Annotated in this window: 18 protein-coding genes; 6 read left to right on the top strand and 12 right to left on the bottom strand. The window is 44.0% G+C overall.

Annotated elements, in window-relative coordinates:
* Positions 1-57 precede the first annotated feature (57 nt).
* Positions 58-429, top strand: a complete 372-nt coding sequence (locus V7K42_RS21960) for a tetratricopeptide repeat protein (RefSeq protein ID WP_334919425.1) — start codon at positions 58-60, stop codon at positions 427-429.
* Positions 430-722: 293 nt separating this feature from the next.
* On the opposite strand, the gene V7K42_RS21955 is transcribed toward V7K42_RS21960, so the two are convergent.
* Positions 723-2057: a hypothetical protein gene (locus V7K42_RS21955; RefSeq protein WP_334919424.1), complete on the bottom strand. Its 1335-nt coding sequence runs from the start codon at positions 2055-2057 to the stop codon at positions 723-725.
* 154 nt (positions 2058-2211) lie between these two features.
* Between V7K42_RS21955 and V7K42_RS21950 the strand changes: the two genes are divergently transcribed.
* Complete coding sequence (locus V7K42_RS21950; protein ID WP_334919423.1) at positions 2212-2784, top strand: Uma2 family endonuclease; 573 nt, start codon at positions 2212-2214, stop codon at positions 2782-2784.
* A gap of 361 nt (positions 2785-3145) precedes the next feature.
* On the opposite strand, the gene V7K42_RS21945 is transcribed toward V7K42_RS21950, so the two are convergent.
* The 5 genes from V7K42_RS21945 to rpsT all read right to left on the bottom strand — a co-directional run bounded on the left by V7K42_RS21945 (position 3146) and on the right by rpsT (position 14801).
* On the bottom strand, positions 3146-7195 hold the full coding sequence (locus tag V7K42_RS21945; RefSeq protein WP_334919422.1) for a DNA-directed RNA polymerase subunit beta'': 4050 nt from the start codon (positions 7193-7195) through the stop codon (positions 3146-3148).
* Between the two features lie 102 nt (positions 7196-7297).
* On the bottom strand, positions 7298-9175 hold the full coding sequence (locus V7K42_RS21940; RefSeq protein ID WP_334919421.1) for a DNA-directed RNA polymerase subunit gamma: 1878 nt from the start codon (positions 9173-9175) through the stop codon (positions 7298-7300).
* A 136-nt stretch (positions 9176-9311) separates the two neighbouring features.
* On the bottom strand, positions 9312-12611 hold the full coding sequence (gene rpoB, locus V7K42_RS21935; protein WP_334919420.1) for a DNA-directed RNA polymerase subunit beta: 3300 nt from the start codon (positions 12609-12611) through the stop codon (positions 9312-9314).
* Positions 12612-13366: 755 nt separating this feature from the next.
* Positions 13367-14152 (bottom strand): TatD family hydrolase, encoded by a 786-nt coding sequence (locus V7K42_RS21930; RefSeq protein ID WP_334919427.1) that lies wholly within the window; start codon positions 14150-14152, stop codon positions 13367-13369.
* A 349-nt stretch (positions 14153-14501) separates the two neighbouring features.
* Positions 14502-14801, bottom strand: coding sequence for a 30S ribosomal protein S20 (gene rpsT / locus V7K42_RS21925; protein ID WP_334919419.1), 300 nt, complete (start codon positions 14799-14801; stop codon positions 14502-14504).
* A gap of 727 nt (positions 14802-15528) precedes the next feature.
* Here rpsT and hisD point away from each other — a divergent pair.
* Both hisD and V7K42_RS21915 read left to right on the top strand, forming a co-directional pair.
* A complete protein-coding gene (hisD, locus tag V7K42_RS21920) occupies positions 15529-16830 on the top strand; it encodes a histidinol dehydrogenase (RefSeq protein WP_334919418.1) in 1302 nt (433 codons plus the stop codon).
* Positions 16831-17189: 359 nt separating this feature from the next.
* Complete coding sequence (locus V7K42_RS21915) at positions 17190-17615, top strand: universal stress protein (protein WP_094330481.1); 426 nt, start codon at positions 17190-17192, stop codon at positions 17613-17615.
* 270 nt (positions 17616-17885) lie between these two features.
* On the opposite strand, the gene V7K42_RS21910 is transcribed toward V7K42_RS21915, so the two are convergent.
* Positions 17886-18272: a hypothetical protein gene (locus tag V7K42_RS21910; RefSeq protein ID WP_334919426.1), complete on the bottom strand. Its 387-nt coding sequence runs from the start codon at positions 18270-18272 to the stop codon at positions 17886-17888.
* 214 nt (positions 18273-18486) lie between these two features.
* On the opposite strand from V7K42_RS21910, the gene hslO reads away from it, so the two are divergent.
* Positions 18487-19392, top strand: a complete 906-nt coding sequence (hslO, locus tag V7K42_RS21905) for an Hsp33 family molecular chaperone HslO (protein WP_334892389.1) — start codon at positions 18487-18489, stop codon at positions 19390-19392.
* 154 nt (positions 19393-19546) lie between these two features.
* Positions 19547-21640, top strand: a complete 2094-nt coding sequence (locus V7K42_RS21900; RefSeq protein WP_334919417.1) for a chromosome segregation ATPase — start codon at positions 19547-19549, stop codon at positions 21638-21640.
* A 157-nt stretch (positions 21641-21797) separates the two neighbouring features.
* Here V7K42_RS21900 and V7K42_RS21895 read toward each other — a convergent pair whose 3' ends face one another.
* The 5 genes from V7K42_RS21895 to V7K42_RS21875 all read right to left on the bottom strand — a co-directional run bounded on the left by V7K42_RS21895 (position 21798) and on the right by V7K42_RS21875 (position 25751).
* Positions 21798-22664 carry an NAD(P)-dependent oxidoreductase gene (locus tag V7K42_RS21895; protein WP_334712705.1) on the bottom strand — a complete coding sequence of 289 codons (867 nt, stop codon included), beginning with the start codon at positions 22662-22664 and terminating at the stop codon, positions 21798-21800.
* 408 nt (positions 22665-23072) lie between these two features.
* Positions 23073-24251 (bottom strand): class I SAM-dependent methyltransferase, encoded by a 1179-nt coding sequence (locus V7K42_RS21890; RefSeq protein ID WP_334919416.1) that lies wholly within the window; start codon positions 24249-24251, stop codon positions 23073-23075.
* 91 nt (positions 24252-24342) lie between these two features.
* Positions 24343-24645 carry a hypothetical protein gene (locus V7K42_RS21885; protein WP_334919415.1) on the bottom strand — a complete coding sequence of 101 codons (303 nt, stop codon included), beginning with the start codon at positions 24643-24645 and terminating at the stop codon, positions 24343-24345.
* A gap of 41 nt (positions 24646-24686) precedes the next feature.
* Entirely contained in the window at positions 24687-25073 is a 387-nt protein-coding gene (locus tag V7K42_RS21880; protein ID WP_334919414.1) for a VOC family protein, read from the bottom strand.
* A 141-nt stretch (positions 25074-25214) separates the two neighbouring features.
* The gene (locus V7K42_RS21875; protein WP_334919413.1) at positions 25215-25751 is read right to left on the bottom strand and encodes a GAF domain-containing protein; all 537 of its coding nucleotides are present in this window, start codon (positions 25749-25751) and stop codon (positions 25215-25217) included.
* Between the last annotated feature and the right edge of the window lie 689 nt (positions 25752-26440).

The raw sequence follows: 26440 nt of genomic DNA, 5'->3' as shown, positions 1-26440 counted from the left end.
TGTTAAATGAAGGAGGCCTTATTATTAAATGGGAGCGCAAGATTAAAAATAAAGGTAATGCTGTTTATTAAATTTAGCTGCGTAGCAGCTTATCCACACCACGAATCTCAGTCGTTATCACAATTTTCTTATCTCCATAGCGCACTAGGAGAAATTCCTCAAGCCATAGATTATGGAGAACAGGCTTTAGCGATCGCTCAAAACGTTAACAATTCTTTATTTAAAGGGATTGCACTTGCTGTTTTAGGATTGGCTTACCTCGAAGCGGGTAAGTTTGTCCATAGCCTACGTTTTATCGTTGCTAGTTTTATCGCTCTCCCTCCTTGGCGCGGTGGAGATAGCAAGTTATTGTTAGCTTTAATTCTCAAAAGATTTTTCAAATATTTGTCAAAACTTAGCTTTATTCATTTGAAGAAATTCATTGAGTAATTTGTTGACTAAGGCAATCTAAAAGCATTTACCAGAGCTTAAGAGCTAGTGCAGCACGGCAGAAATTCCTATCCAGTTGAATTTAAAAAGCTTACTATATAAGCTTTTTTGACTCCTGCCTTCTTGCACTAGTATCTTTGCTATAGCCGAGGACTAATACTACGTGTATATGGTGAGGTTTTCTATATATAGCACAAGCCTTGGTGGTTAGGACATCAACAGATGATGAAACTTAGACACAAAAAGACTTTTCACCCAGTCCCCAGTCCCCAGTCCCTAATCCCTTGCATTTACTAACCTCTTTGAAAACCCTTTGCTGGCTTTTGTTGCCCTTTACCCTTGGGCTTCGATTTGCTAACTTCTCCTAAAGCTTCTTGAAATAAGTTATGCAAATGTATGGGTACACTGGCAATATCTGGTAACTCTGGCTCAATAGGTTTGTGGAATTCTTGCAAAAGCGAATCCAAGTCACTTTCAAGGCGAAATTCTGGACGTTGCAAAAATGTTTGCAACACATTTTCTAATTGAGTCGGATATTGTTGCACTAATCGATGCCAAACAAAGGCATTGATACTTTTATCTTCGAGATAGTAGCGAACTAGTTTTTCGGCCCCTTGAATACTTTGCCAGTCATCTGCCGATAATATTGCTTGTATCTTACTATATGTTGGTAAAAACATTTGTCCCCAACGGGGATGAGAAAGGGCTGTTACCTGTTCAGCTTTCTTGAGTTCAGCAGGCAAATCAACCTTTGGCATCACCATTTTGCTATTGCCACCTTTGCTGTTCAACATCTGAGAGACGACGTTGGAATCAGCACCGAATTCTTGTGCTGCTGCTTTGATTTCCTCGTCTCCAATGCCAGCTGCTTCTGCCACTTCTGCTAAAGATTTTGAAGGATCAATTCCTGCGGCTGCAAGGGTTTTTTCTGTAATTACTTCTTGAAATTCGGCTATCTTTTTATTTAAATGGTATCCAGATAGTGTGATTTCATCAGAGCCAAAAAAGTCCACAAACTGTTGATGATATTTTTCTACTGACTGCCAAGCTTCTTCTAGCAAGTCTGGAGCATCGCTGTAAAGATTACTTTTATAGTTTTCTTTAAAATTACCAATTGCTACAGCCAATTTTGGTTTACCTAATTTGCCCATTATTGTGTATGGGCCAGAAAACATCCAGTAGCTATCAGTGACAGGAGAAATACGAGTTAGTAAAATTTCTCCTACTTTCAACCGAGATATTGCCTGTAATGTTTGGATATTATTTGGCTTGACAATATAACGTTTATCTGTCAGCCAGTTCGTCAATTCAAAGCCATCAGGTAGGATGTTACTAATGGCAAATAAGCCAATAAAACTATGATGCCAGCTTTTGATCAGGTTGCGATCGCTCTCTTCTAAATCTGGATGGCTTTCAATAAACAAGTCTAATGGTGATTTGTCACCGACTTTCCCGCCTGTCAGAAAGCTATCGATGATTAAGTCCTGCTGTGTACTATCGCCACTTCCACGGCGCAACTGTTCTGCTGCATAAGTTTCCAGTGCTTTTGCCAGTTCACCTTCAGCATCAAGGACAAAATCTACTAAGGCTTGTTTTAATTGGTGCGATCGTTCTAATATGACATCCACAAGTTAATCTCTCGGTGCGACAGATGTAGATTATAGCCTTTGAGAGAATTACAGCATCTAGCTATTGCTAGATTTATGGTGCCGTGTAATTAGGAGATTTAGCCGTCAACCTTCTCTTAAACTAGATACAAGGCATCACACAAGGTTCTTAGAAATGGTTGCAATTCCAAATTCTAGCTATATTTCCCCAGAAGACTATCTCAAAGGAAAAGAAACTAGTCCTATAAAGCATGAATACAGACAGGGGCAGGTTTATGCAATGGCAGGAGCAAGTAATACTCATGTCATTATTAGCGGGAATCTCTTTGCTATGCTGAGAAATCATTTGCGTGGGAGTGGTTGTCAAACTTATATCTCAGATACCAAAGCACATATTGAGTCCATTAATACCTATTACTACCCTGATGTGATGGTAAGTTGTGACCAACGAGATAAAGCTTTTAATAATTTTTTGCGTTATCCCTGCTTAATTGTAGAAGTGCTATCTCCGACAACAGAAGCCTTTGACCGAGGTGATAAATTTGCTGACTACCGACAGATGGAGTCACTTCAAGAATATGTACTTGTGAGTCAAACTCGCTTAAATGTTGAATGTTTTCGCCGCAATTCAGAGAGACAATGGGTATTTTATCCCTATGAAAAAGAAGATATCATTCATTTGGCAAGTGTAGACTTTCGATGTGCTGTTGCAGATTTATATGAGGATGTTACTTTTGAATCACCCTAATTGACTGATTGAAATTGAAGGGTTTTGGATAAACTACGTTTTAACAATTTAAAATCCAAAAAGTTGATGATGGGTTTCACTTCCCTACGGGACGCTGCGCGAACGTTCAAATCAACCTAAAAATCTTATTAACTGAGGTGAAAAGCTGGTAACTTTCATCTTCTTACTTATCACGCCTTTTTTCTTAAGGAAGGTGGATTAAAATAAGATGCAAAACTTCGCGATCGCAAATATAAAAAAGCTAGCTATCTGTACAGTTGCTCATTGTGTGTTCTTATAAAGCAAAATAAAAAGGCAAAAGAAAATCTTCTTTTGCCTTTTCAATTTTTACCTTTTAATCGAGACGCGAGATTTCAAGTCTTTATTCGTCGTCGAAATCATCATCATCGTCTTCTTCTTCTTCCTCGAAATCGTCGTCGTCTACTACTTCATCGGCGATTAATTCATCTTCTTCATCTAGAATTGACCTTTCTGCACGTCTGCTACCAAAGCCAGATTCACCAAGAGTCGGAGAATCTAAATTATAGGTGCGGGCTGTGCGGTCATCTAATACCATATCTAGGGGATCGTCAACTTCATCTAAGACACTACTGCTAATTTCCGCAGCATAATCTTCGATCGCACCAGGTTCTTCATAAGTATTGTACCCAGTACCCGCCGGAATCAATCGCCCGATAATCACGTTTTCCTTTAACCCGCGCAGCCAGTCAGATTTACCTTCGATAGCTGCTTCGGTAAGTACCCGCGTTGTCTCTTGGAATGATGCGGCAGAGATAAAGCTGTCGGTGTTTAAGGATGCTTTGGTGATACCCAATAATACTGGGGTATACTGTGCCCTCGCACCGCCTGTAATTGCCATAGCTTCATTCACCTGCTCAACTTGGCGCAGTTCCACCAATTCACCAGGAAGCATGGTAGTGTCACCACCATCATCAATCCTGACTTTGTTGGTCATCTGGCGAACAATCACTTCAATGTGCTTATCGGAAATATCAATCCCTTGAGACTGATATACCATTTGCACTTCGTTCACCAAGAATGTCTGTACCTTCTGCAAAGCAAGGCTAGCACAGGCATAGATTCCGTCTTCGGAACCCAGGCTAAAAAAGATTTCCAAAATTTCGTGGGGATTGGATGGGCCGTCAGTTAACGGTTGTCCCGCTAATACCATTGAGCCATCTGGCACAATCAAGTTTTGCCCAGGCCCCAGAGGATAATCTGTCACCACGCCATTTGATTCTACGACCTTAATAGCGATCGCTTCATCACCACTTTCAGCGTAAACTACTTTAACTTCACCCGCGCGGCGGCATAAAATACACGCTTCTTTGGGTTTACGAGCTTCAAGCAGTTCTTCAATCCGGGGCAAACCTTGAATGATATCTCCAGTTTTGGCGCGTTCAAACACCAGCAACACCAAGTTATCACCCCGTTGTACCAAATCGCCGTCTTCTATCTGCAACACAGCACCAGGACTGACTCGATAGGGGCGACCGATACGGCTAGTAATAGCGTAGTTTTTAGTACTCAAAGCTGAGTCACTACCAGGTGCAGCAGGGGCATTTTTAATATCCACTACTTGTCCTGATTCTTGGGCAAAAACTCCAGGAGCAATTTCTGTACCTTCTACTAGCAAGTCACCCACTTTTACTTTGGGCTGAGTACTAGTATTTGTAACGATCCTGTCAACGTCGCGCAGCACTAAACAGCGACGCACGTTTTCGGTTCCTTTTTGGACACCCCGCACTTCCCCCCCTTCTTTACACAAGATTTGGGTACGTGCTACCACGGCTCCAGGGGCAATGGAAAGCCCATCGTGTACCTCAAGTGTTGTCTGGGTGCTACCTTGGGTGGCATCAGCGGTAATGTCTCGACGAATTACCAAGGACTCCAAAATCACTAGCTGCAAGCGTTGAACTTCTGAGTCTTCGGTATCCTGTACCAATTCAATATCGGCTGCTAGGGGTGAAGCATTGTGGTCTTGTTCGCCTTCTTGCTCAATTTCCAACACTAGCTGGGTTCGCAGCAGTTCTACACCTTCAACAGATTTGACACGTTCCGAATCTTTGTAAGGGAGTCTTTGCACAGCCCGCAGCTGAATCGATCGCCCAGTTTGTTGACTTACCGATGTAGTTGATGGCACATCTGGGTTATCTGGTACAGCAAACTCAACGACTGGACGACTCAACAATGCAGGGCCTTCTGGTGTCTCCACATACTGGATATAACGCAATTCCGTGGCGACATTGCCTTGGAATTCCTCACCTGGTTGAATGAAAGTGTTATCTCGCCCAATTACTGATTCTGGATCGTCCACCATCAGCAGTTCGCCTGGCTTCACCACGACTTCCCGCAGAATGTCGTTTTTCTGGGTTACTTCTATGACACCACTGTTTTGGCAGAAGATATCCTTCACGACTTCGGTACCAGCTTCTACAAACTGACCGTCTTCCACCAACAGCAAGGAGATGTCTTTATTGACTTCGTGGCTTTCTTCGGGAATCCACAACAGTGTACCGCCCTGTACGACTTCATAACCCAGCTTGGCTTTGCCTTTTTTCTGGACTTCAACACCCGCGAATTTTAGGAATCCGCCAGTGGTTGTGCGATAGCGGTCATCAATTAACTCAGCTACTACTTGACCATTTTGCACTTTTGTACCTGGTGTAGCCCGGAGGTTAAATACCTGGTTGTTGCCTGTGGAGACTAAGTAGTTATTGCGACCTTGGGAACTTTGGACTGTCACTGTTGCTTGGTCTAAGACCACAGAAGCAGTGATAATCTCAATTTCTCTGGTACTCTTACCTGGGGTAGCTTCAGGCAAACGCACAACACCGCCGTGCAAACTGCTTAACTTAGTTTCTGCTAAAACTCCATTAGAAGCGATCGCATCACCATTTTTCACCACCAATTCAGCCCCAGGTGGCAAGTTGTAAACTTCCCCAGACAGAATCCAAATCAAACCACCGCGCGCGGCTGTGGTTGTGGTATTACCTTGACGGTCAGTTTTTTGTTCTGGAACTACTTCGGCAAATTGGACTTCCCCAGCTAAGTCAGAAGCAACATCTTTAACTGCTTTTTCTGTATTAGTCCGAGTTGTCCGTCCACCAAGGGCAACCTCTGCCAACAACTGCCCTTGTTTTACCTTATTTCCATCAAATACATATAATGTTGAACCTTGGGTTAGATGAACCTCTTGGTTTTCTGGGGTAACATCACCTACTTTTGTTGGTTCCAAAAGCATGATGCCATTAGCTTCAACATAAAGGGCATCTTCCCCGTGGCGAGTCCGATATGTTCTGGTCTTCAGTTTGCGCGGAAGCTTGACAGTCCCATCGATTTTAGAACGAACTTGTTGCGCCACTTCCCCAGTAAACACCCCACCAGTGTGGAATGTCCGCATGGTTAGCTGAGTACCAGGTTCACCAATACTTTGAGCAGCAATGATCCCCACAGCTTCGCCTAAGTCTACCATCTTGGCGTGGGCCAAACTCCAGCCGTAACAGTGTTGACAGACAGAACGTGCAGCTTCACAAGTTAGTGGCGATCGCACCACAACTTCTGCAACCCCAGATTTTTCAATTTTCTTCGCCAATTCTTCAGGAATTGGGGAATTGCGTGCTGCAATCAATTCTTTTGTTACCGGATGCACCACATCTTCGCCAATTACCCGTCCCATTAAGCGGGTTCCCAGAGGAATCAAGGTTTTGGCACCTTCTGTCATTGGCCCAATAGTAAGACCTCTGGTAGTGCCGCAGTCAAATTCCCGAATAATTACATCCTGGGAAACGTCCACTAACCGACGGGTGAGATAACCAGAGTCAGCTGTCCGCAAGGCAGTATCCACCAATCCTTTTCTGGCACCATAAGACGAAATAATGTATTCCGTCACAGTTAGCCCTTCACGGAAGTTGGTTTTGATCGGTAAATCGATAATTTCCCCTTGAGGGTCTGCCATCAGTCCCCGCATCCCCACCAACTGCCGGACTTGTGAGATGTTACCCCGTGCCCCGGAGAATGCCATCATATACACGGAGTTTAGGGGATTAGTCTTCTTGAAGTGAACGACTACTTCATCTTTCAAGGCTTCACTGGTACCATTCCAAGTATCGATTACCTTTTGAAAGCGTTCTACTTCAGTGATTTCTCCCCGTTGATAACGGGTTTCAGTAGCGCGAATTTCTTCCTCGGCTGCTTCTAAGAGCAATCGCTTAGTTGGTGGTATCATCAAGTCATCTACACTGATGGAAACCCCTGCTTTGGTAGCATAGCGAAATCCCAAATCTTTCAATTTGTCCGCCATCACTGCGGTTCGCGCTGTACCATAATTCGTAAAAGCCCAAGAAATTAAATTTCTCAGTTGACCTTTGTCAACCACGCGATTGCGAAAAATCATTTTTTCGTTAGTCATTAATCATTAGTCCTGAGTCATCAATAATTAATAATTCGTAATTCGTAGTTCGTAATTCGTAATTCATTCTTTAATTACGAATTACGAATTAGAAATTACGAATTAACTTGCTAGTGCTTCCTGAATGGCATTATTGTAAATAACGCGACCAGGAGTTGTGTATATATACTGTGAAAGTACATTGCCCTTAGCGTCTTGTCTGACTCGACGGAACTTATAGAGTAATGTGCGGGTACCATCCTCGTTTTCCGTCACTTTCACGGGTTCTGTATCCGGTTGGTCTGATTCTATTTCACCATCAAACCTTACGTAAATATAGGCGTGCAAGTCAATTTGATCTTGCTGGAAAGCCATAATTACATCTTCTAGCGAAGAAAAGTAATTTCCTGCCCCTTTTGTCGCACCGGGATTTTCTGCTGTTAAGTAATAGGCTCCCAACACCATGTCTTGGCTAGGCGTGATGATGGGTTTACCTGTGGCTGGTGACAAAATATTGTTAGAAGCCAACATCAACAACCGCGCTTCAGCCTGACTTTCTAACGACAGAGGGACGTGTACCGCCATTTGATCCCCGTCAAAGTCGGCGTTAAATGCCGGACACACCAGAGGATGCAGTTGAATTGCTCTACCTTCTACTAAAATCGGTTCAAAAGACTGAATACCTAAACGGTGCAACGTTGGTGCCCGGTTTAGCATTACAGGGTGTCCTTCAATCACCTCTTCCAGCACATCCCAAACACTGGGATCGTTACGTGATATCAGCTTTTTCGCAGCTTTGATATTATTTACCATGCCGCTACGAATGAGGCGGTTAATCACAAATGGTTGAAATAGCTCAATTGCCATTTCTCTAGGCAAACCGCACTGGTGAATTTTCAGCTTTGGCCCGACCACAATAACCGAACGTCCAGAGTAGTCAACCCGTTTACCTAACAAGTTTTGTCGGAAACGTCCTTGTTTACCCTCAATAATGTCGGACAAAGATTTCAGGGGTCGGTTATTTGCCCCTACCACAGTGCGTCCCCGACGACCATTGTCAATCAAAGCATCCACTGCTTCTTGCAGCATCCGCTTTTCGTTCCGCACAATAATCTCTGGTGCCAAAATTTCTTGCAAGCGTGCCAAACGATTGTTGCGGTTAATTACCCGCCGATACAAATCATTCAAATCGCTAGTTGCAAAGCGCCCACCATCTAGCTGCACCATTGGACGCAAGTCAGGAGGAATTACGGGAATAACTGCCATTACCATCCACTCTGGTTTGGAACCAGTGGCGATAAAGTTGTCAATTACCCGCAATCGCTTAATTAGCTTGGCCCGCTTTTGTCCCTTGGCGTTACCAATTTCTTCGCGTAGGCTTTCGGCTTCTTGTTCCAAATTAATATCGGCAAGCAAACGCAACAGCGCTTCCGCACCAATACCTACCTCTACGCCTTGCAGCACAGAATCTTCGCTATAAATTTGGTCTTCTATTTCCAACCACTGGTCTTCACTCAGTAGCTGTTTGTAAGTTAAAGTTTCGGCATTACCTGCACTCAGGACAACATAAGAGTTGAAATAGACAATCTGCTCAACATCCCGTAAGGGCATATCTAACAGGATGGAAATATAGCTAGGAATGCCTTTGAGATACCAAACGTGAGCTACTGGTGCGGCGAGTTTAATATAGCCCATGCGGTGACGACGCACCCGTGACTCGGTGACTTCTACGCCACAGCGCTCACAAACAATACCTCTATGACGGACTCTTTTATACTTACCACAATGGCATTCCCAATCTTTCGCGGGGCCAAAGATGCGCTCACAAAATAAGCCATCCATTTCTGGCTTGAGAGTTCGGTAGTTAATCGTCTCTGGCTTGGTAACTTCACCGACTACTTGACCATTAGGCAATGTTCTTTCGCCCCACAGCCGAATGCGTTCGGGGGAAGCCAAGCCGATTTTTACGTAGTCAAACTGATTAGTTTGGGCAGGTCTCATACTTAAGTGCTGAGTTCCGAATTATGAGTTATGAGTTTTGAGTATATTTAGTTTTACAACATTGGGAACAGGCATTAGGCATTGGGCGTTTTTCCCATTGCCTATGCGCTATACCCCATGCCCTATTGCCTAATCCTTATTCGTCATCATCCAGCGATTCGCGGGAAAGAGATTCATAAGTTGGCCGAGGAGGTGTGCGACGGGCTGATTGGTCTGCCATCAAATCGACTTCCACATCTAGGGAACTGCCATCTGCTTGGGTTTCTACCTTGTGTACGGCAATGTCTAACCCCAATGACTGCAACTCGCGCATTAGCACCTTAAAGGATTCTGGAGTTCCAGGTCTTGGAATTGCCTTACCTTTAACGATCGCATTTAACGCTTCATTCCGTCCTTGCATATCGTCAGATTTAACTGTGAGCAATTCCTGTAAAGTGTAAGCTGCACCAAAGGCTTCCAATGCCCACACTTCCATTTCTCCAAATCGCTGACCACCTTGTTGGGCTTTACCACCCAAGGGTTGTTGAGTCACCAGTGAGTATGGGCCTGTAGAACGGGCGTGGATCTTATCATCCACCAAATGCACCAGTTTCAGCATATAAGCCACACCGATGGTAATTGCTCGGTCAAAGGGTTCGCCTGTGCGACCGTCATACACCATGATTTTGCCGGGATTATCTGGGTTATATACCCAGTCTTTCCCTGTTTCGTCACGTGCTTCTTGCAATTTGCCATGCACGATTCGGCGGGATGTCTCTTCACCGTACATTTCATCAAAGGGAGTAATCTTAAATCGTACTCCCAAGGTCTGACCAGCCCAACCCAAGAGGCACTCAAATACTTGTCCGACGTTCATCCGACTGGGTACACCCAATGGATTGAGTACGATGTCCACTGGCGAACCATCGGGCAAATAAGGCATATCTTCCGCTGGTAATATCCGAGAAATAATCCCTTTATTACCGTGACGACCTGCCATTTTGTCGCCAACTTGGATTTTGCGTTTTTGGGCAACGTACACCCGGACTACCATATTGGCTCCTGGTGGCAATTCATCGCCTTGTTCGCGAGTAAACAAGCGCACATCAACGACGCGACCTTTTTCACCGTTAGGGACTCGCAAGGAATTATCCCGCACATCCCGCGCTTTTTCACCGAAAATCGCCCGCAAGAGTTTTTCTTCTGGCGGTTGGTCAGATTCACCTTTGGGTGTTACCTTACCCACCAAGATATCTCCAGCTTCTACCCATGCCCCAATGCGGATAATTCCCTGTTCATCCAACTGGCGTAAGGCATCTTCCCCAACGTTGGGAATTTCTCTCGTTATTTCTTCTGGTCCCAGTTTCGTTTGTCTAGCTTCAATTTCATATTTTTCAATGTGAATTGAGGTGTAGACATCATCCTGCACTAGTCTTTCAGAGATTAAAATTGCATCTTCGTAGTTGTAGCCTTCCCAAGGCATATAGGCAACAACGATATTTTGTCCTAGCGCCAATTCACCGCCTTCGGTGGAGGAGCCATCAGCCAGCACCTGACCAGCAACAACCTTTTCGCCAATGCGGACGAGGGGTTTTTGATTTAAACAGGTGTCTTGGTTAGAACGTTGGTACTTGGAAAGGGTGTATTTAATTTCTGAGGTATTAGGTTTAGGACGGACGCGAATTTCTGTGGCATCCACATAAGTGACATCACCATCGGTACGCGATACAATTACCATCCCGGAGTCTCTTGCTCCTTGCGCTTCCAAACCAGTACCCACCAAAGGACGTTCTGGTTTCAGCAGGGGTACTGCTTGCCGTTGCATGTTCGATCCCATCAGCGCTCGGTTAGCGTCATCATGCTCCAAAAAGGGAATCATGCTGGTTGCTACCGATACAATCTGTACGGGAGATACTGCTACGTAGTCAACTTGCTCTGGTGTTGTGGTGGAAAATTCTTGCCGATAACGCACAGGTACTTGGGGGCCAATAATATGCCCAGTTTCATCTACAGGAATATCCCCAGGAGCAACCCGTAGATCGTCTTCTTCATCGGCTGTCATGTAGGCTGGAGGCAGATCGAATCTAACTCGCCCATTTTCCACAGGTCTAAATGGTGTTTCGAGGAAGCCGTATAGGTTAACCCGCGCATGGGTTGCTAAGGAGCCAATCAATCCGGCGTTGGGACCTTCTGGTGTCTCAATGGGGCAAATGCGCCCATAGTGACTAGGATGGATATCCCGTACAGCAAACCCAGCGCGTTCGCGGGTTAGACCACCAGGGCCAAGGGCGCTTAGACGGCGTTTGTGTGTCAGTTCAGCCAGAGGATTGGTTTGATCCATGAACTGACTTAACTGGCTGGAACCAAAGAATTCTTTAATTGCTGCTACTAATGGTTTGGGGTTCACCAAGGAAGCGGGGGTTAATACTTCGGCATCGGATACGGTCATCCGTTCCCGAATAATTCTTTCTAAACGGTTTAAGCCCACCCGTACTTGGTTTTGCAGCAATTCCCCGACACTTCTCACTCGGCGGTTGCCTAAGTGGTCAATGTCATCGATGTTACCGATGTCATATTCTAGATTAATTAGATAATCTACGGCGGCCAAGATATCGCCAGCAGTCAATACCCGCATGGTGTCGGGGACAGAAAGGCGCAATTTTTTGTTGAGTTTGTACCGTCCAACGCGACCAAGGTCATAACGTTTCGGGTCAAAGAAACGAGAGTCTAAAAGTTGTTGTCCACCTAAAACTGTGGGTGGTTCACCAGGACGCAGTTTTCTATATAACTCCATCAGGGCTTCTTCTTCAGAAAACTGCCCTTCTTTTTCGATGGTTTTTTGGAAATATTCTGGATGGCGTAAGGCATCAAAGATTTCGTTGTCTGATAACCCTAAAGCCTTTAGAAGTACCTGCGCTGAGAGTTTGCGGGTTTTGTCAATCCGTACCCACACCAAATCGTTACGGTCTGTTTCAAATTTCAGCCATGCTCCCCGGTTGGGAATTAAGCTAGCTGAATAAGTCCGTCGCCCGTTTTTATCAATTTCTGATTTGTAATAGACCCCTGGCGATCGCACTATTTGGTTGACAATTACTCGCTCGGCCCCGTTAATAATAAACGTGCCGCGATCGGTCATCAAAGGCAAATCGCCAATAAATACCTCTTGCTCTTTGATTTCCCCGGTTTCTTTGTTAATCAGGCGTGTGGGGACATACATTTGGACGGCATAAGTACTGTCCCGCCGCTTGGCTTCTTCGACGCTGTACTTTGGCTCTTTGAGTTTGTAGTTATGACCCAAAAAGTGCAATTCTAATTTGCCCGTATAATCTGTAATAGGACTAAAGGAGTTCAGTTCTTCTATCAGCCCTTCTTCCAAAAACCAGCGAAAGCTTGCTCGCTGGATTTCAATCAAGTCGGGCAGCAGAAAGGCTGGTTCCATGTATGTTTCTTTAGTCATGCCTCTTCCTTTGTCAACCTGGTAAAATTTTCCCTTGGACACTGCTGTTTGACTCTTCCCACTGCTAGCCAGTGTCCTTAGCTGTTTGGGAACTGATTCTTACACACTTGTTATTTACAACAGGTGTGGGCAAACGCAGCGATTAAAGCTGGAATGAGCGATTTGGACAAGGGGGTAATTGCCCCTAATCGGGTACTCAGACACCAAAAACCCACTATATTCTTGATTTAAGAAGAATATACAGTTTAGATATTCCTGAGTTTTATCTACTTTCTTCATTTCCCCTCCAAAAAGCGCGTTAATTTGCTGACGCAGCTCTAGACGGTGTGTTTTAAATTCACCCCGCTATTTAGACTCTCAGTGATATCTTAGATATCCTAAGACTGAGGGAACGATCCGCACCTTGTCGGTTTTGAATCAGAATAACTTCGTTTTGCTGGATTGTACTCACAAGGCAATTTCGTTTAAGGATTTTGTATAGGTTAAATACACATCAAGCCGATTTTGTGCAAAAGTTTAGCTAGCTCAACCTGGTTTGGTACGGTTAGTTATGTGTGGAGAGCATCCGCTTGTAGAGATATGGAGGATGGCCAAGCCGATAAAATCACGGAAAATTAGGCTCAGAAATTTTAGGTTCCTTCCTTTATCATTATGGCGCAAGCAAAATGTTTTTGAGGGAATAATATTACCATATTTTCCCTTCCTAGAGTTTTATTTTTTTTAGCACAACTGAATTAAAGAGATTAGATCCCACTTTATATTGACAGACCGAATAATTCACGGGCATTCTGGGTGGTTTGATGGGCGATCGCTTCTACCGTTTCTTGACGCAGTTTAGCTACTTGCTCGGCTACATAAAGTACGTAGGCAGGCTCGTTCCGCCTTTCACCCCGTTTCGGAACTGGGGCGAGAAATGGGCAGTCTGTCTCAATTAGTAGACGATCGCTACTTACCATCGCAGCTGAGGATTGGATCGCTTTGGCGTTTTTGAACGTTACCGTCCCGCTAAAGCTGATGTAGAAGCCTAGATCGAGAAACCATTGAGTTTCTTCTGGCGTTCCTCCCCAGCAATGCATAACGCCCCGCACTCTTTCTCCTTTGAGTTCCCGCCATTTTTGCAACACTTCCCTGGTTGCCATAGCAGCATCGCGGCAGTGGATAATCACTGGTAAGTTGAGTTCAGAAGCGATCGCTAACTGCGACTCAAACACCATAAGCTGATGCTCATAGTTATCAGCTTTGTAAAAATCCAGCCCCATTTCTCCAATTGCGACTACATTCGAGTCAGAACTAGCTAAAGTTTTGATTTTCCCGGCTGTCTCGCTATTCCATTTATCAGCATCTAGAGGGTGTAATCCCACAGCAAAGCTGATTTCGGGAAACTCGTGGGCGATGGATTGAATGCTAGAAAACTCATCAGGGTGAACACAGGAATGTACTAAATGTACTACTCCTGCTTCTTGCCACCGCGATCGCACTGTTGCCAAATCTGGCTGAAAACTATCAAAGTTGAGATGAACGTGCGTGTCTACCAGTTGCATTCTTTGTTCTTTGTCGTTAGTCGTCATAATATTGTTAGCCGTGAGCGCGACTAAGGACAAATGACCCTCTAGATAAATCTTTTTCCTATGCTAGCCGCTACGCGATCGGCTGATATTTAAGAGGAAAACCACGCCTGTCACTTGTTTTAATTGGTATAAACAAAAACAGTTTCTTCTAAATAAACCCTGCCTAGATGGGTTAAGAGCCATAGAACAAGTGGCGTGCAAACCCTTTTTACTACACTAGCTTTCCATAAGCGACTAGCCTTTTACGCCAATTACTACAACTTTAGGAAAGTTACTAACCCAGTGAGTCACTGAGTTAGAGTATGTACTGGCTCACCAATAATTATTCAGCTGCTGTTTGAGTTACAGGCTTTAGTTTATGAGCCAATCTCGACTTTTTCCTTGCCCCGTTGTTGGGGTGAAGGACACCCCGTTTGACTGCTTTATCGATTTTGCCGTAAGCCTCGGATAACCGAGCCTCTGCTTCTTGTTTGAATTCTGGGGTAGGATTAGCTGCATATACAGCTACCGCACTAGAGTATTTCTTCATCAGCGTCTTGACTGCTGATTTGTAAGCTTTATTACGCAGTCGGTTACGTTCTGCGATTTGGGCACGCTTGAGAGAAGACTTTGTATTCGCCACAGTCAATTCCAAAAATACTATTAATATGTACACACACTATTAGACTTACTAATATAGCATCTCAATTGCCAATGTTATAATTTCCTAAAAAATTAATTATTGCTATTGGGGAATAGTTATTCTCGTGCTTCCCAATCTCTCCAGTCCCCAATTTAGTGTGTCGTCAATTGAGGAAATGCGTTAAAATAAGCGATATAAAATAAAATAGTGACCCTAACTCACTGGTCTCTAGCTGATAAAACAGTACGATTGTCAATGTAATCTGTCCTGAATTTAGGATGTATTGTCAGAGGCAAAAAACTGTAACCAGCTTTTCAGGAGGTTTGAAAGTACAGAAGCGATATAAAATCGTGTCTGTATTAGGAGATGTTAAGTACTAATAAGTTAGGAAAATAAGTAATAACTATACTCAGACCCTATCCCCTGTAAATCAGGGGAATTTGATGTACAAACAGATCACCTGCACCCCGCAAGGAGTGATGGGAAGCGCAAAGGGGTAGTGGAAAATGGCACACCCACTTATTGCCGTCAGCCTATTAAGGTTTGTCGGACTGAGCAATTAAGTCGCCTTCTCAAGTAAACCATCTATTGGCAGCCTTGAGAGTATCAAAAAAATCCAGGTTAAGCTAGAGAAGAGAATTAGAGTCAGCTTGCATACCCCAGTGGTTCAAGAGCAATACTAAATCTCAGGTGTGAATATTATAATTATTGGCATTGTCCTTACTCCATGCTGCGAATCATCACTCAGCAGGCAGACGTTAGAGCAGAACTGCAACGGATCTGCGATCGCACCCATGACGAACAGGTGCTTCACAAAGAAGCAACGGTACGCGAAGTTTTGCAAGCAGTGAAGCGCCAAGGCGACAAAGCTGTATTGCATTACACAGCCGAATTTGACAAACAAACCCTGAAAGCAGAAGAACTTCGAGTTACAGGCTCGGAACTAGATGCAGCCTATCAGCAGGTGTCAAAGGAGTTGTTGGGCGCACTTCGGCTAGCTTGTCGCCAAATTGAAGCGTTTCATCGTCAACGAGTCCCAAAAAGCTGGGTACACTTTGGCGACGATGAAGTAGTGCTGGGCAAACGCTACACTCCCGTAGATCGAGCGGGGTTGTATGTGCCTGGTGGCCGTGCAGCCTATCCCAGTACAGTGCTGATGAATGCAATTCCGGCTCGTGTTGCTGCTGTACCCCATATAGTGATGGTGACACCACCAGGGCCAGGGGGTGTAATTAACCCAGCAGTCTTAGTAGCTGCCCAAGAAGCAGGAGTGCAAGAAATTTATCGCATTGGGGGCGCACAAGCGATCGCCGCCTTAGCCTATGGCACAGAAACGATTCCGAAAGTTAATGTGATTACTGGGCCTGGTAACATTTATGTCACCCTTGCGAAAAAACTTGTCTATGGCACCGTCGGCATTGATTCTTTGGCAGGCCCTAGCGAAGTGCTGGTGATTGCAGATGAAAGCGCAAATCCGGTGCATGTAGCTGCTGACTTGCTAGCCCAAGCCGAACACGATCCAATGGCGGCAGCAATTTTACTGACGACAGATGCAGCGTTGGCGAAAAATGTGCAATTAGCCTTGGAAAGACAGCTAGTGGATCATCCACGGCGAATAGACACAGAAAAAGCGATCGCTCATTATGGGTTGATTGTCCTTGTGGAATCCCTCCAAGCAGCAGCAGAACTCTCAAATGAATTTGCCCCTGAACACCTGGAATTAGAAGTAAAAGACCCGTGGGCACTTTTACCACAGATTCGCCACGCTGGAGCAATCTTTTTGGGTTACTCCACACCAGAAGCTGTGGGAGACTACTTGGCAGGGCCTAACCACACCTTGCCAACTTCTGGCGCTGCCCGCTATGCCTCGGCATTAGGGGTTGAAACCTTCCTGAAACACTCCAGTATTATTCAATACTCCCAAACTGCGCTGCAAAATGTGGCTGGTGCCATTGATGTCCTAGCAACAGCAGAAGGCTTACCTTCTCATGCTGATTCAGTCCGCCGCCGAATTCAGCAAGAAGAGTGATTTGGAATGGTTAAGTTTTTACTAATAGTATTGACAAAAGTCACTCTGTCGGTAGCGAGTAAAAGTTTGGATGGCGATATCTGACGACAAGTCGCTACCCTGCTTAAGCCTTTTGGCGGGCATCTACAAATTAGGCATTGCCCGCCTAATCCACTGGCTTATTAAGGAAAGAGTTATTTCTGTAATAAGCTAGTAAGCACACCCTAAGTCAAAGTTGGTGAAACCGATTTATGGCATAGCCTCCAATACATAAACTAAATAATCAGATGGGAAACAATTTAGTGTAACTGCCAACAAGTTTTACTCCAGTTTTACTACATACTTATTTAAGGGGTCTACTCTTATAGGAGACGAGAGCGGTGCTAAAGAATATTTTGGTAGCTCTAGATGGTTCGGAAATTGGAGAACGAGTAATTCAAAGTTTAGATAATTTGGCGTTGTCAAAAGATACCAAGATTATTCTCTGTCATGTATTTCCCACGCCAGAGTCAGAGATGGAAGTACCCGCAGATCGTCCTCAACCAGAGTCCCCAACATTTTCTTATTTTCAGCTTGAAAAACAGTTGCAATCCTATCAGGAAAAATTATCAGTCACAAGTGAGTTAGAACTGGTAACTGGCGATCCTGCCGAAGAAATCATTCGTCTTGCTAATATTTACAAAGCTGACTTAATCCTAATTGGTAGTCGGGGGTTGATTGGGATGAAGCGAATTGTCCAGCGTTCTGTTAGCAGTCAAGTTGTAGAAGAAGCAAATTGTTCGGTGTTGGTGGTAAAGCCGAATTAAAATCAGGTAAAGGCAAATCAGACGATTGTGCTGTGACTACAACCCCAGCAGTTACTAAACGACTTACCTCTGAATTTCAATTTTTCGTTTACCATCGTGCAAATCGTCAGGTGACTCAAGACCAAAAATACTATTAAGTTCCAGAAGATTTATCTGCATTGGTAAAAATTTTTCTCAGTATTATTTCTGGTTTTGGAACTGGAGACTGGGGACGCAAAGAATAACCAATGCCCCATGCCCCAATTCTCATTCCCTTCATCTCCAGTTAATTCAACGTCCTTGAGTTGCCAGAAATTGACGCAAGCTCAACAAACTCAAAGTTTGACCCAAATTCAAGGGCAAAAGTGAAACTCCTTCCAAGCGGGATTGTACCCAACCTTCTCCCCAGTACCATTCGTGAAACCCGTCAATACCTCCACTGAGTAGCAAACGGAGACAGTTGGATTTTACAACGTCTACTTGATGATGAACCGAGACTGGCCCAGTCCAGGTTGTAAACTGAAATCCAGGAAGCAGTTCTTCTGGCATTCCTGGTGCAAAGCGTTGCCCTAAGAGCCATTTTTCTAGTTGTACCGGATGCAGCAGACTGTCACGAATTACATCTGTTGGCGCTTCAATTTCGATCCGCAGTTGGCTTTGTTGAAAATTACCCAGCATTTTTCTAAGATTGCCTAAAAGTGAGACATCGCTATTTCTAATATTGCAAATAGTTTTTGTCATTAGTCATTAGTCCTTTGTGCTTTGCAAATAATCTAATGACCAATGACCAATGACAGCCGTTTATTTGCTTAACACTCCACTACATTACTTTTCTTGCAGCAGAGAACTTAGAATAGAAAAAGTGAACTTGTTAAGAAATGTAAGGTTATTCATGGCGGATCAGTTAATTCGTGCAACAGCAGCCGAAGGTGGAATTCGTGCCGTAGGTGCGATCGCCACACGTTTAACAGAAGAAGCACGGCAGCGCCACAAACTTTCTTATGTGGCAACGGCAGCACTGGGACGGACTATGGTGGCGGGTTTGTTGATGGCTTCTAGTATGAAGCGAACTGGGTCAAGGGTCAATGTCCGGGTAAAAGGCGATGGTCCTTTGGGCGGCATATTGGTAGATGCAGGCTTAGATGGTACGGTACGCGGGTATGTGGGGAATCCATCTGTAGAATTGCCTCCCAATGCCAAAGGCAAGCTAGATGTTGGTGGTGCAGTGGGTGGTGGCTACCTCTACGTTGTGCGGGATGTTGGTTATGGTTATCCTTACTCCAGTACGGTAGAACTAGTTTCTGGGGAAATTGGCGATGATGTGGCTCATTATCTGGTGAATTCCGAACAAACACCTTCAGCTTTAGTTTTAGGTGTGTTTGTGGGAGCAGGCGGAGTAACTGCGGCTGGAGGATTACTAATACAAGTGTTACCAAAAGCTGCCAGAGATGAAGCCCTAGTAGAAACCTTAGAATCACGGGTCGCTAGTCTGGCAGGATTTACGCCATTGTTGCAAGCTGGGAAGAATTTGACTGAAATCTTTACCGACCTCTTGGGCGACATGGGACTGCAAATCTTTCCCGAACGGCAAATATTGCGCTTCCACTGTGGTTGTTCTTTCGATCGCGTTTTGGGGGCACTCAAAATTTTGGGAGAGGCCGAACTGCAAGATATGATTGTTAAAGATGATGGTGCTGAAGCAACTTGCGACTTTTGTGGCAATGTTTACCAGGCAAGTAGCGAGCAGTTAGCTCAACTAATTGCCGATTTGCAAGCTGAATCTACTGTTTCAGGATAAAGTATAAAATAGCACTGTTTTTTGAGATTGATAATGCTACTCTGTGGAGAGAGATAATCAAAAAAGTAGCTTTTTAATCATGAGAAAGTTACTATGTCAACAATGGAATTATCGACCTAAAACAGAGCGCTATTCAATTATTTTGGTGTGAGAGATGACAGAGCGGGATATTCCAGACAGTTGGTCTTCAGCCAGTGGAAGAAAGCCAGATCAAAACAAAAGATTATCCCGAACAGAACAATTCGGTGAAACTCAACCATTTGATGTCCCAGCTACTGGTTCTACCTCCAAGTCAGTGAAGCGGCGAAAAAAAAACCATCGAGAAGGATTACCTGTAAATAGTAATTCAGAAGAAACTGCCCAACTCAGTAGTACTTCTGGGAAATGGCCACGCTGGATGAAAAGCTGGACATTATGGCTAGCACTACTACTGTTGATTCCCGGCAGTGTGGGATTTTTGGCAATGGCAATGCTGTTAAAGTTGCCAGCTGCTCCTAATTGCCCCTCGATTTTCTGGCCTTTAGCTAGTGCTTCTGTACGGTTACACTGCGCTCAACTGGCGGCTTCTAAGCAGACAGTAAACGACCTATTGCAAGCGATCGCTCTGGTGAAGCAACTACCAGCAAATCATCCATTGCATGGAGAAATCGATCGTTTCATCGGAGAATGGTCGCGGGATATTTTAAAGCTAGCCGATCAAAGCTTCCAAACAGGAAATTTAGAGGAAGCGATCGCTACTGCTCGTCAGATACCGGAAGATGTGGCAGCCTATAAATTAGTCGATGAACAAGTTGACAAATGGCAGTCAATTTGGTCAAAGGCTGAAGCCACATACAACGGTGCGATCGCAGAAGTAAAGGAACGGCGCTGGCAATCGGCCTTCATGTTATCCGCCAAAATGCTGCGCGTAGACAATCAATTCTGGGCGGGTACTAAATACGACCAATTGAATCGTCTAATTGCCACAGCGCGTGAAGATGGCGATAAGTTAGGAAAAGCTGAAAGTTTAGCAAATAGCAAAGTTGTCGATAATTTACTGGAAGCCATCAAGCTAGCTGAATCCATTGGGCAGGAAAGTTACCTTTATCAAAAAGCTCAGGAAGCGGTTCCTGCATTTGGACGCAAAATGCTGGAATTGGCACAGGCAAAACTAGACAAGCGGGATGCCGATGAAGCACTGAATATTGCTCGACAAATTCCAGAAAGTGCGAAATTACAGGGCGAAACAGATGACTTTATCGCCATAGCTGACGCAAAAAGAAGTGCTTGGATAGGTAATGTTTCTGGTTTAGAGGCTGCGATCGCTCAAGCACAACAAATCGATCCTTCCAGACCAGTGTATAACGAAGCACAGCAACTAATTGCTCGTTGGCAGTTGGAAATTGAAGATGTTGCCCATCTGGAAAAAGCAAGAATATTGGCTAGTCAGGGAACAGTCCCTAATTTAACAGCAGCGATCGCTCAAGTGGAACTCATCCCTGCTAGTAACCCTAGAGGCGCAGAAGCTAGGCAAGAGATAGGTCGCTGGAATGCCCAGGTGGAGACAATTGAAGACCAACCTTACTTAGACCGCGCCGAACAGATAGCAATATTTGATGATATTAACTCCTTGCAAACTGCGATCGCTCAAGCCAGCGAAATTCGTAGAGGTCGGGCATTATATCCAGAAGCACGGAAAAAAATTCGGACTTGGGTAGGGAAAATTCAGCGAATTCAAGACCAACCCTACTTGGATCAAGCACAAGAACTGGCTCAGAGTGGAAATCTCACCTCTGCCATTAGCGCCGCCCAACAAATTGCCTCGTCGGGAAGGGCGCTTTCTGGGGAAGCACAAGCTGCGATAAATGACTGGGAAGGTCAAATCCGCACAAAAGAAAACTGGAAAAAAGCCCAGGAAGTGGGCGCGGCTGGCACGCCAGAAGCTTTGATTGAAGCAATACGGCTGGCAGATCGGGTTTCAAACAATAGCATCTTACGTATGGATGCGAATGTGGCTATTGACCAATGGAGTCAGCAATTGTTAGAAATAGCCCGCTCTCAAGGTCAGTCTGATATTGCCAGAGGGATTGACATTGCTAAATCGATTCCACGCGGTAGTGCTGCTTATAGTGCGGCGCAAGAGCAAATTAAGACTTGGCAAGACTTTTTGAATCCTCAACCTGAACCTAAGCCTCAGCTTCAGCCCCAACCCCAGACTGAATCTCTACCATTTCCTCAATCAACTACTAATACTACTGATGGGCAGTAATATCCTTATTAAAGATTAAAACCTTTCAATTCAGCATTTTCAAAGGGTATATCAGGGATGCTGGGGTGTAAGAAACTTTCTTCAATGTGTCTTGCAACATTTTTTAAGTAGGGTAGCATAGCTAGCTGTGCTACTCTACGAATTATTTATTCCGCCATCACTCTCCCCATTCTTTAATTACAGAAAACAGTGATGAGTAGTCATCATCAGCAAATGACATTTTCACGGCTGTTTGCAAGATTTGCCGAACACCTTTAATACTACTGAGATCCAAACTTCGGGATTTCGCTTCCGAGATAAATAATTCTGTATCTTTGAGTAAATGTTTTGTGGGGAAGTTCGGATCGGCATAATTGCCATCCAACATCCGTTGTAGCTTTTTGTCAAAGGTAGGTGCGTAGAGTGGACTGTCGCGTAAAATTTGCATAAACACATCGACATCGACACCCTGACGCTGGACGAAAGCCAGACTCAGAGCAAAGCTAGTTGTTAGGGAAGCTATTAGTTGATTTAGTGCCAATTTGAGCGCCGCCGCAGATCCCACAGGCCCTATAAGTAAAGGTTCTGTCCCAAAATTTTGGAGTAATTTCAAGTGGCGTTGATATTGTTCTGGCTCTGCCCCTACCATAACACTCAACTTGCCAGCTTTTGCTTCTGGAATACTCCCTAATACAGGTGCTTCTAAATACTCACCACCACCACCAACAACTGCATCTCTTATTTCCTGGCTTTCTGTGGGAGTAATTGTTCCCATTTGAACGATTGTGCGTCCTTCCAGAGTTTGCCAAGCAGTATCTGAAAGCAACACATTATAAATGGCCGGGGCATTAGTAAGCATGAGGATTACGCACTCAGCAGCACGAATAGCATGGCGGGGATGTGTAGCAATTTCAGCCCCAGCTGCTTGTAGTGGTGCTAATTTTTCTGGGGTGCGATTGTAGGCAACTAGCTGTATATCTGCGGCTAATAACCTTTGAGCCATTGGTAGTCCCATCAGTCCAGTTCCCAGAAATGCCACCTTCATTTTTCATGTTCCTTTAATACAGCGTCACCGATAGCGAGTCTTTGTTCGCGCAGCATCTCGTGAATAGCGTCACAGCCCATCGCGAACATCGCGTTTGCATTATTTGATTCAATACTTAGTTGGAGAGTAGTTATTTGAGACTTAAGATACAATCCTAAATCTCAGGTTTTCTACTCCCCACCGCTACTCTGTAACTCTGGCAATCAACCACCAGCGGCAAAAGTCACCATAATTATCACTGAAAGTAAAATACCAGGGGTAAGTAGTGTTGCTAGCATTAGCAGGTCATGAGTTGACATAATTATTACTTTGGTAATGTGTTTAACTTTACAGTATTCACTGTTATGCTAGTCTAAATAAGATTGATACTGCATTCTTAAATAGAGTTTTAACTTTTCAAATATACCTTTACTTTGGCAGGGTCAATCCTTTTATTGGTTGAGAAGTTTCTGTATTGTTCAGACCTTTGCTCTGAACTAGGACTCCAAAGCCGCCTAGCCCTGTAGGATCTATAAGTTGGTGTAGTGCGTCGCGTCGCTGTAGTAACTCCGAGAGGGGTTGCTTTTGATAAGAAAGGGCTGCAATGCGTTCGCCTAAACCCAACGCCATCAAAAATAATCCCTGCTGGATAAAACCAATATTCTTTAAATTGCACTTTTCGCCCCAGCGTTCCAAAGCCGTAAAGTCAACATGGGCAGTGATATCTTGTTGCCCAATATTAATATAAGGGTTGTCATGGAAACGATGCTGATAATAACACTGTAGCGTTCCTTGCGATCGCCTGGGATTATAGTAACGACTGGCGGGGTAGCCATAATCAATTGTTAACACATAGCCACGCTGCAAGCGGTCTGCTACTATACTCAACCAGTCACCAGCCGCTAAATTAATTTCACTGCGGTAGCCTTCTGGATATGCACTTTGACTAAAGTCCATTTCCACCAAGTCTAAATATTCAGCTAGTTTGAGCGTTGAAGGTTCCCCTGTGACTTCTACAAATGATAAGCAGGTTTCTTTTTCATTACTATCTGTGGTTATATAGATTTCTCGGAGTTCTCCCGTTTCTAGGGTGAATTGATGCACGGGGAACGCATCTACTAACTCGTTGGAAAAAAAGCAGCCTACGATCGCATTTGGTGGTATATCCTCTAGATTGCACCAACGCACCGGTAAATCTTGTAAGCGTTGCTGCTGTTCTTGTCTTAAAGTTGGGGACTTTTCAACAATGATGTACTCTAGGGCGGTAAAAAACTCTGGGTAGTGCTGTTGATGATATTTGAGGATATGCAATGCTAGCAGCCCTTGACCTGCTCCCATTTCTACTAGAGAAAAGGGTATAGGTTTTCCTAAAATTTCCCACATTTGGAAAAATTGTTCTGCAAGTAACTCGCCAAAGTCAGCGCAGAGGTTAGGAGATGTGAAAAAATCACCACCTTTAAAGCCAATTTTGAGTGCATCGCTGGAATAGTAGCCGTATTCAGGGTGATATAATGCCAGTTCCATGAATTGGGCGAAAGTAATTCGCTGCTGGGGACTGGTGGTAATATGATTTGCGATCGCTGCACACAATACTGGATTTGAATCCATAAAATTTGGAGATTGGGGAGAAAAGAAAATAATTGACTTATGAATAATGCAAAACAAAATTCATAATTTCCCTGTTCAACATCTATGCCTGTTAACCCGGACGAGAAGGATCAACTGTCTTTAGAACAATTTTCACAGCATCCATGATGACATCAGGTTGATCTACCCATATAAAATAACCGCTATTACTTGCTTGAAGTTGAGTACAGTTTGTTGATAACTTCAGCAATTCTACATGCATCTGCTTCCGCAATTGGTTAGCACCTCGTAGAGGAATAAAAAGAGTCCAAAAAGAAGGTTTAAAAAAAGAATTTGCTTTGATATTAACTATAGGCAAATCGCCAAATTGGTTAGCTATCCTAACCTCACATCCACTAGCACTTAGATTTAACATTAGCTGCTAGAATTGCATTCGCTTGGGCTTAAGTTGGCTTGCTAGCCACTCACCAATGACACCAACACGCCATTGGGATCGCGGACACGAGCGATAGTTTGTCCCCCATGAGTTTTAGGGGCATCTAATGCTTTTGCACCTGCTCCGATCGCTCTCATATAAGCGCTGCCAACATCAGGAGTGATAAATGATATCTGGATTAATGGTGGTGGTTGTGTGGGATCGTTGGGATAGAAACCGCCAGAAAATAACTTTTGTGCTTCGCTACTGGAAGAGAAAGCTAGTGTGGTGTTTCCAGTTTCGATTTCGGCCCAGATAGATTGCCCTTTATCCTGGAGAGGACGACGAACTAGACCAAAAGCTTTTTCGTAAAATTCAACAGTTTTAACTACATCTTCTACCCAGATGACCGTGTAACCAAATTTCACAGTTTTTTCTCCTTATTTTCAGGTAGGGGAAATTCATGAATTGCTCCTACCGCGTGTAGTTTTGCGTAAATCCTATTTGTAAGGTTTTCTAACCCAGGTCGCTGGGTAAAGTCTCGTGTAGACAACGTTTCTAAGCGCCCTTTAACTTTCTAGTATGTAAGGGGCTGTTGCTAGAGTTTGCGCCCCTGCTTGCATCATTTCCATATTTGATGGCGACCAATGATGAGAACCTTGACAGTGATGTGCTGCTAGTAATCCCCATAATCCTCTGGGAATCAAAATTGGTGCAACCAGGTTGGCACGAACCTGCATATTGCGGAGAAAATCTCGGTGACAAGATTCGATTGGCTCTAATTCAATATCAGCGATCGCTTTTACCCTTCCTGCCAAGTATAAAGCAGCATACTCGTCGTTAAAACAACCATCTGGACCAGTAGTACCCAGTATTGAAAATTCTTGAGAACTCAAGGATTCAAAAGTAACTTGTCCTTGCCACTGTCCGTAAAAGTAATACAATACCACCCGATCAACCTGAAGTGATTCTCTGAGTTGATTGGTTGTTTGCCGGACTAACTCATCGCGCTGCATTGTTTTAACAAGGCGATCGAGCAAATTTTGCAACCCCTGTTCATAGCGATCGCGGCGATGGTTAAATTCGGAGTGAGGATGAATTTTCACGGTTCTAAAATGATGACTAAGTAAATGCTGCCGGATTTATATAGTAATTTATTCGACTTTATTTAAATGCATTGTTGTATTTATAGCAGCAATTCAATTGTAACGAAATATAATACTGGTGAACCTCTTCCGTGAATTTAAAATGAATTATTAAGAAGTTGCAATTTTTAATCTGCACTAGGGATGATTCATAATTATAAATTTAAAGTTAAAAATTTTGAAATTTTACACATAATATGTGCATTGAGTTTTTGATAACATAAATATAGCGATCGCTCGTTTGTATGCAATGGACTTTGGGAGCTTCCCAAATGTGCAAGTTTAATTTACATCCGAGATTCTGGCTTATCCCGGAGAATAAAAAGCGAGCTGCATACCCCTGCGGGGAAGCAAGCTACGCGCAGCGTCTCTTAGAGAAGGACACATAGACGCAAAGCGGCTTCCCGCAAGTTAGGACACAAAGAGAAGAGGATTTAAAAGGGTTTTTACGTCAGTTCCGTATATTTTTGCCAAATTGGGATGCTCCCTAGACTTTTACCTCTCCTAAAAGACTATGGTATACAGACTATTATGTGACAAGTCAGTTTGTATTTATATAGGAATCATATTTGATTTCTGAAAGAAACTACGAGATAATACGTATGGATATGTCTGTCTAATAGCTAACAATGATAAACCAGCATATACAA

Origin of the sequence: Nostoc sp. (assembly GCF_036917455.1) — a bacterium.
Lineage (GTDB): Bacteria > Cyanobacteriota > Cyanobacteriia > Cyanobacteriales > Nostocaceae > Nostoc.
This window is presented reverse-complemented; position numbering and strand designations above follow the sequence as displayed.